5 protein-coding genes and 1 tRNA gene are annotated in these 7,557 nt (G+C 64.6%); 4 read left to right on the forward strand and 2 right to left on the reverse strand.

Annotation, left to right across the window (positions count from 1 at the left end; genetic code table 11):
- Positions 1-147 precede the first annotated feature (147 nt).
- Positions 148-224 (forward strand) — tRNA-Pro (locus RMO40_RS05865).
- A 116-nt stretch (positions 225-340) separates the two neighbouring features.
- Here the strand turns inward: RMO40_RS05865 and RMO40_RS05870 are convergent.
- The gene (locus RMO40_RS05870) at positions 341-2,530 is read right to left on the reverse strand and encodes a sodium-translocating pyrophosphatase (protein WP_309717643.1); all 2,190 of its coding nucleotides are present in this window, start codon (positions 2,528-2,530) and stop codon (positions 341-343) included.
- Positions 2,531-2,766: 236 nt separating this feature from the next.
- Between RMO40_RS05870 and ppa the strand changes: the two genes are divergently transcribed.
- Positions 2,767-3,300, forward strand: coding sequence for an inorganic diphosphatase (ppa, locus tag RMO40_RS05875; RefSeq protein ID WP_309717645.1), 534 nt, complete (start codon positions 2,767-2,769; stop codon positions 3,298-3,300).
- A 129-nt stretch (positions 3,301-3,429) separates the two neighbouring features.
- Positions 3,430-6,150 carry an insulinase family protein gene (locus tag RMO40_RS05880; RefSeq protein WP_309717647.1) on the forward strand — a complete coding sequence of 907 codons (2,721 nt, stop codon included), beginning with the start codon at positions 3,430-3,432 and terminating at the stop codon, positions 6,148-6,150.
- On the opposite strand, the gene RMO40_RS05885 is transcribed toward RMO40_RS05880, so the two are convergent.
- A complete protein-coding gene (locus RMO40_RS05885; protein WP_309717651.1) occupies positions 6,140-7,309 on the reverse strand; it encodes a GNAT family N-acetyltransferase in 1,170 nt (389 codons plus the stop codon). The two genes, RMO40_RS05880 and RMO40_RS05885, sit on opposite strands and share 11 nt — an antisense overlap.
- On the opposite strand from RMO40_RS05885, the gene RMO40_RS05890 reads away from it, so the two are divergent.
- A partial coding sequence (locus tag RMO40_RS05890) for a nitrilase-related carbon-nitrogen hydrolase (protein WP_309717653.1) occupies positions 7,310-7,557 on the forward strand: 248 nt, incomplete at its 3' end. It lies immediately after the preceding gene.

Consider the following 7,557-nt stretch of genomic DNA (forward strand, 5'->3'; position numbering starts at 1 on the left):
CAAGCGACTTTTGTCAGTGGCCTGATCAGTGCGGAGGTGCCCGGCAAAGCCGGATCCCCTCCGCAGTAGAGGCCGGACTGCACTTTGTTCCGCTCGGCTTGGTGCCGCTGCGCGGAGGCAGGTCCCGGTCCCCTATAATGATTGGCTCGGCGTGTAGCGCAGCCTGGTAGCGCACTTGCATGGGGTGCAAGGGGTCGCGAGTTCGAATCCCGCCACCCCGACCATTGATCAGTAAGAGCCCGGTACCCACAAGGTGCCGGGCTTTTTGCTTTCTGCGACGGTGCAGGCGCGAAAAGGGGCTCCAACTGGAGCCCCTTCTGCATGGCGAACGCGAACAGGGCTATTTCGTCGCGCTGGCCGCAGCGGAAGCCGCTGGTACGACCGCCATCGCCGAAGCAGCCATCGCTGGCGCAGAAGCCGTCACCGCTGCGGGTGCCGCGTGGGTGCTCTTGGCGCTGCTGGTGGCGGCGCTCATGGGCAAGAGCGGCACGATCAACAAGGCCACGATGTTGATGATCTTGATCAGCGGATTGACGGCCGGGCCGGCAGTGTCCTTGTAGGGGTCGCCGACGGTGTCGCCGGTCACGGCCGCCTTATGGGCTTCGGAGCCCTTGCCACCGTGGTGGCCGTCTTCGATGTACTTCTTGGCGTTGTCCCAGGCGCCGCCGCCGGTGCACATCGAGATGGCGACGAACAGGCCGGTGACGATGGTGCCCATCAGCAGGCCACCCAGCGCGGCCGGGCCGAGCAGCAAGCCTACCAGGATGGGCACGACCACCGGCAACAGGCTGGGGACGATCATTTCCTTGATCGCGGCGGTGGTCAGCATGTCGACAGCGCGGCCGTACTCTGGCTTGGCAGTGCCTTCCAGGATGCCTTTGATGTCGCGGAACTGGCGGCGCACTTCTTCCACCACCGCACCGGCAGCGCGGCCCACGGCTTCCATCGCCATGGCACCGAAGAGATAAGGAATCAGGCCGCCGATGAACAGGCCGACGATCACCTTCGGGTCGCTCAGGTCGAACGCCACGCTGATGCCGCGGCCTTCGAGCGAGTGGGTGTAGTCGGCAAACAGCACCAGCGCGGCGAGACCGGCCGAGCCAATGGCGTAGCCCTTGGTCACGGCCTTGGTGGTGTTGCCCACCGCATCGAGCGGGTCGGTCACGTCGCGCACGCTCTTGGGCAGCTCGGCCATCTCGGCAATGCCACCGGCGTTGTCGGTGATGGGGCCGTAGGCGTCGAGGGCGACCACGATGCCGGCCATGCTGAGCATGGAGGTCGCGGCGATGGCAATGCCGTAGAGGCCGGCCAACTGGTACGACACCAGGATGGCGATGCAGACAAAGATCACCGGCCAGGCGGTTGAGCGCATCGACACGCCCAGGCCCGCGATGATGTTGGTGCCGTGGCCGGTGGTCGAGGCCTGCGCGATGTGCTGCACCGGCTTGTATTGCGTGCCGGTGTAGTACTCGGTGATCCACACCATCGCGGCCGTGAGCACCAGGCCCACGATGCAGGTGCCGAAGAGGGCCATGGCCGACACAGTGCCGCCGCCACTCAAGGTGAGCGGCTGCGGGAACATCTGTTGCGTGACGAAGTAGAACGCGATCAGCGACAACAAGCCCGACACCGCCAGGCCTTTGTACAGCGCCGGCATCACGTTCTTCATGCCCGGCGACGCCTTGACGAAGCTGCAGCCGATGATCGACGCGATGATCGACACGCCACCCAGCAGCAACGGGTAGATCACGGCATTGAGCGTTGCTCCAGTCACCATCAAGGCAGCGAGCGCCATGGTGGCGATCAGCGTGACCGCATAGGTTTCGAACAGGTCGGCGGCCATGCCGGCGCAGTCACCGACGTTGTCGCCCACGTTGTCGGCGATCACCGCAGGGTTGCGCGGGTCGTCTTCAGGAATGCCGGCTTCGACCTTGCCCACCAGGTCGGCGCCCACGTCGGCGCCTTTGGTGAAGATGCCGCCGCCGAGCCGCGCAAAGATCGAGATCAGCGACGCGCCGAAAGCAAAACCCAGCAGAGGCTTGAGCGAGGTCGACAGGTTGCTCACGTTGCTGGCGTTGCCGGTGAGGTAGAGGAAGAAGATGGTCACGCCCAGCAGGCCCAGACCCACCACCAGCATGCCGGTGATGGCGCCACCCTTGAAGGCGACGTTCAGCGCAGGCGCAATGCCGAGCGTGGCGGCTTGTGCCGTGCGCACGTTGGCCTTCACCGACACGTTCATGCCGATGAAGCCGCACGCGCCGGAGAGCACCGCGCCGAGCACGAAGCCGACGGCGCTGGTGATGTCGAGGAACACACCGATGAGCACTGCCAGCACCACGCCCACGATGGCAATGGTCTTGTACTGTCGCGCGAGGTAAGCGGCCGCACCTTGCTGAATGGCCGCGGCGATCTCCTGCATGCGCGCATTGCCCGCGCTCTGATTCAGGATCCAGCTTCGCTGCACGAAGCCATACAACACTGCGGCAACACCGCAGGCAAGCGCAAAGTACAGCGCCAAATTCGTCGACATCGGTGGGACTCCTCGTTTCGGTTGTTCACACGTTGTGAGAGACGTGCCCGCCGCTTTGTCACCTGTGAAAAGGCCTGGGCGGGTCTGCGGGGCATGCTACGGGAAGGGATGTGACAAGGCAACGAAGCATGCATGGTGTTTTCCAGCGGTCAGAGCGTGGTGCGGCGCGTGTCAGCCCACCGCAAGTTGCACGAGTAAACTTCGGGTTTTCCCGCGCACTTACCACAAGAGACACCATGAGCCTGCACAACGTGACCCCTGGCGCCAAGGCGCCCGACCAGTTCAACGTGATCATCGAGATCCCGATGAACGCCGACCCGATCAAGTACGAAGTCGACAAAGAGACCGGCGCGCTGTTCGTCGACCGCTTCATGACGACGGCGATGCACTACCCGTGCAACTACGGCTACGTGCCGCAGACGCTGTCGGACGATGGCGACCCGGTCGACGTGCTGGTGATCACGCCGTTCCCGCTGACACCGGGTGTGGTGGTGACCTGCCGCCCCATCGGTGTGCTGATGATGGACGACGAAGCCGGTGGCGACGCCAAGCTGCTCGCCGTGCCCATCGACAAGGTGCTGGGCATCTACACGCACTGGCAGAAGCCCGAAGACATCAACCCGATGCGCCTGAAAGCCATTCAGCATTTCTTCGAGCACTACAAGGACCTTGAGGCTGGAAAGTGGGTCAAGGTCAAGGGCTGGGAAGGCCCCGACTCGGCCAAGGAAGAAATTCGGCGCGGTATCGCCGCTTACAAGCACAGAGCCTGATTCCAGACTGAACGTTGTACGTGCATACGGGGAGCTTCGGCTCCCTGTGTCGTTTCTGTGGTTGGGATGCAGGAACTTGGCTCCGCATCACCGCTCTACACTGATCTCTTCGCCTCTTCGAGCCTGCCCATGCTGCGTCGATTCTTGTGTGCGAGCTTTGCTCTCGCCGCTTCGTTTTTTGTTCAAGCAGCGGTTGCGCAAAGCCTCCCGGCCGGGCTGACACGTGTGCAGTCTGTCGAGGGCGTCACGGAGTACAGGCTCGCCAACGGCCTGCAGCTTCTGCTGATCCCCGACGATTCCAAGCCCACCACCACGGTCAACATGACCTACCGCGTGGGCTCACGCCACGAGAACTACGGCGAGACGGGCATGGCCCACCTGCTCGAACACCTGCTGTTCAAGGGCACGCCCAAGCACCGCAACCTGCTGGGTGAATTCACCAAGCGAGGCCTGGCCGCGAACGGCACCACCTGGCTCGACCGCACCAATTACTTTGCGAGCTTCTCGACCAACGACGACAACCTGAAGTGGTACCTCGACTGGCAGGCCGACGCCATGGTCAACAGCTTCATTGCCCGCAAGGACCTCGACACCGAGATGACGGTGGTGCGCAACGAGATGGAGATGGGCGAAAACAGCCCCGACCGCATGCTGTTCGAGAAGACGCTGGCGACCATGTACCAGTGGCACAACTACGGCAAGAGCACGATCGGCGCACGCACCGATGTCGAGAACGTCGACATCCCGCGCCTGCAGGCCTTCTACCGTGAGTACTACCAGCCCGATAACGCCACACTGATCGTCGCCGGCAAGTTCGAGCCCACCAAGGTGCTGGCCTGGGTGGCGCAGTCGTTCGGCAAGCTGAAGAAACCCACACGCAAGCTGCCGGTGCAGTACACGCTCGACGCGGTTCAAGATGGCGAACGCAGCATCACGCTGCGGCGTGTGGGTGGTGTGCCGTTGCTGATGGCCGCGTACCACGTGCCGCCCGCTGCTCACCCCGACTACGCGGCGGTGGAGGCGATCAACCTCATCATGGGCGATACGCCTGCAGGCCGCTTGCACAAGCGCCTCACGGCCAGGCAGCTCGCCGCCGGCACCTTTGCATTTGCGCAAGGCCTGGCCGAACCGGGCTTCACCTTCTTCGGCGCACAACTGGCGCCCGGTCAAGATCCCGAGTCTGCGCGCGCCGAGATGCTGGCTACTCTGGAATCGGTGACCACGACGCCGATCACGGACGAAGAACTCAAGCGCGCTCAGTCCCAGTGGGCCAAGAGCTGGGAACAGGCCTTCACCAACCCCGAGACGGTGGGTGTGGCCATGAGTGAATCGGTGGCGCAGGGCGATTGGCGTCTCTTCTTTCTGCAGCGCGACCGCGTGCGTGACCTGAAGCTCGCCGACGTGCAGCGGGTGGCCCAGCAGCACCTGCTGCCGGCCAACCGCACGCTCGGTGTGTATGTGCCGGTCGACCAACCCGTGCGCGCCCCGGCGCCCGCCAAGGCAGACGTGGCAGCCGAGTTGAAGTCTTTCAAGCCGCACGCGGCCGCGGCCGCTGTGGCGGCCTTCGACGCATCGCCGGCCAACATCGACCGGCTCACACAGCGCTTCGAGCTGGGTGGCGTGAAGGTGGCGCTGTTGCCCAAGGGCGCGCGCGGTTCGGCCGTGCAAGCGACCCTGACGCTGCGCTTTGGCGACGAAAAAACCCTCTTCGGGCACGGCGAGGTGCCCGACGTGGTAGCCGCCATGCTCGACAAGGGCACGAGCACGCTGAATCGCCAGCAAATCCAGGACCGCCTCGACGCACTCAAGACCGAGATGCGCATCAGCGGCGGGACCGGGCGTGTGACCGTCACCTTGTCGTCGCGCAAGGAGCACCTGCCTGATGCGATTGCGCTCGTGGGCGACCTGTTGCGCAACCCGGCGTTCCCGGCCGATTCGCTGGACGAACTCAAGCGCCAGGTGCTTGCCGACATCGAGCAGCAGCGCAAGGAGCCCGAGGCCGTGGCGGGCAATGCGATGGCGCGCCTGGGCAACCCTTATCCGCGCGGTGATGTGCGTTATGCCAGCAGCTTCGATGAAATGGTGAATGACGTGAAGGTGGTGACGCAGCCGCAGCTGCGCGCCTTCCACCAGCGCTTTTATGGTGCTGCCCGCGCCGAGTTTGGTGCCGCTGGCGACATGGACATGGCCGCGGTGCGCGCCGCGCTGGAAAAAGCATTCACCGGCTGGCGCGCGGGCGAACCCTATTCGCGTGTGCCCCAGCCTTTGCTGCCTGTCAAAGCGCAGCGTGTGATGCTGGCAACGCCCGACAAACAAAACGCCACCCTGCTGGTGCGGCAGAGCGTGGCGCTCTCCGACATCGACGCCGACTACCCCGCACTGTCGATGGCCAATTACCTGCTCGGCTCGGGCGGGCAATCGCGCCTGTGGACGCGCATCCGCGAAACCGACGGCCTGTCTTATGACGTGCGCAGCACGGTCAACTGGAACAGTTATCAGCCGAATTCGGTGTGGCAGGCCAGCGCGATCTTTGCGCCGCAAAACCTGGCCAAGGTCGAGGCGGCCTTCAAGCAGGAGCTGACCCGCGCGTTGAAAGAAGGCTTCACCGAAAAAGAGCTGGTTGAAGGCAAGCGCGGCCTGCTGGCGTTTCGCCAGCTGTCGCGCGCGCAAGACGGCAACCTGGCCGCGGCCCTGGCCAACAACCTCGACCTCGGGCGAACCTTTGCCACCTCGGCACGCGTGGATGAAGCGCTGGCCCAACTGACGCTCGACCGCGTCAACACGGCCTTGCGCACCCACATCAAGCCCGAAGGTTTCGTGAGCGTGATGGCGGGCGACTTCAAGCCTTGAAGGGGCGGCGCTCGTTCAGCTCGTCGAGGTAGCTCTCCACACCCGCGCCTTCGCGCTGCAGAAAGTCGGCCACGGCCTGGGCGAACTGCGGGTGGGCCAGCCAGTGCGCTGACCAGGTCTGCACCGGCAGCAGTCCGCGCGCCATCTTGTGCTCGCCCTGCGCGCCGCCCTCGAAGCGCTGGTAGCCCTGCGCAATGCACCAGGCCAGCGGCTGGTAGTAGCAGGCTTCGAAGTGCAGGCATGAGATGTGTTCTGTGGCGCCCCAGTAGCGGCCAAAGGCGCTGCGGCGCGCGGGGTCGATGGCGATCAGCGATGCAGCAACCCGTTGCCCGTCTTTCCAGGCGATGAAGAGCACCCAGTTCTCTGGCATGGTGCCGGCCATGCGCGCAAAGAAGTCGCGTGTGAGGTAAGGCGACGAGTGGTGGGCGCGGTAGGTGAGCGTGTAGCAGCGGTAGAAGAAGTCCCAATCGGCTTCGCTGATCTGTGCGCCTTGCAGGGCGGTGAAGCTCACGCCAGCGTCGCTCACACGCCGCCGCTCCTGCTGGATCTTCTTGCGCTTCTCGCGTTGCAGGCTGGCCAGGAACTCGGCGAAATCGTCATACGGTTCAGGTGCGCGGTTGACCCAGTGGAACTGCACCGTGCTGCGCATCATCCAGCCGGCGCTGCGCGCGGCGTGCTGGTCGGCTTCGTCGAGAAACAGCAGGTGGGCCGATGACAGCTTGGCCTGGAGCGCGAACTGCTTCATCGCTTCGAGCAGGGCGATGCGGGCCGACGTGTCACGTGCCAGCAGGCGGGGGCCGGGCACCGGCGTGAAGGGCACGGCGCTCAGCAGCTTGGGGTAGTAGCGCAGGCCGTGGCGCTGGTAGGCGTCGGCCCAGGCCCAGTCGAACACGTACTCGCCGTAGGAGTGGGCCTTGAGGTACAGCGGGCAGGCGCCGATCAGTTGAGCGGCCTCAAACATCACCAGGAACTGCGGCTCCCAGCCGCTTGCATCCACCGCGCTGCCCGACTCGTGCATCGCCAGCAGGTACTCGTGGCGCATGAAGGGCGTGCTGCTGGGCTGCGCTTTGAGCAGGGCGTTCCATTGCGTGGCGTCCACAAGCGCCGGGTGGTCGATGACCCGAATGACATAATCGTTCGAGCCTTTTTCTTCACTCATATGCCATCAAATTCCACGGTCAAGGTTGCTCTCGCGCAGATCAATGCCACGGTGGGGGATCTGGCCGGCAATGCCCGCAAGATCGTCGAGTTTTCGCGCCGGGCCCACGCGCAAGGGGCGCGCCTGGTGCTCACACCCGAATTGGCCTTGTGTGGCTACCCGCCCGAAGACCTGCTGCTGCGCCCGGCCTTCATGCAGGCCTGCGCTCAGGCTTTGGCCGAGTGCGCTGAGGCGCTTGCCGATCTGCC

Origin of the sequence: Rhizobacter sp. (assembly GCF_031412075.1) — a bacterium.
In the GTDB taxonomy this organism is placed as follows: Bacteria; Pseudomonadota; Gammaproteobacteria; order Burkholderiales; family Burkholderiaceae_C; genus Rhizobacter.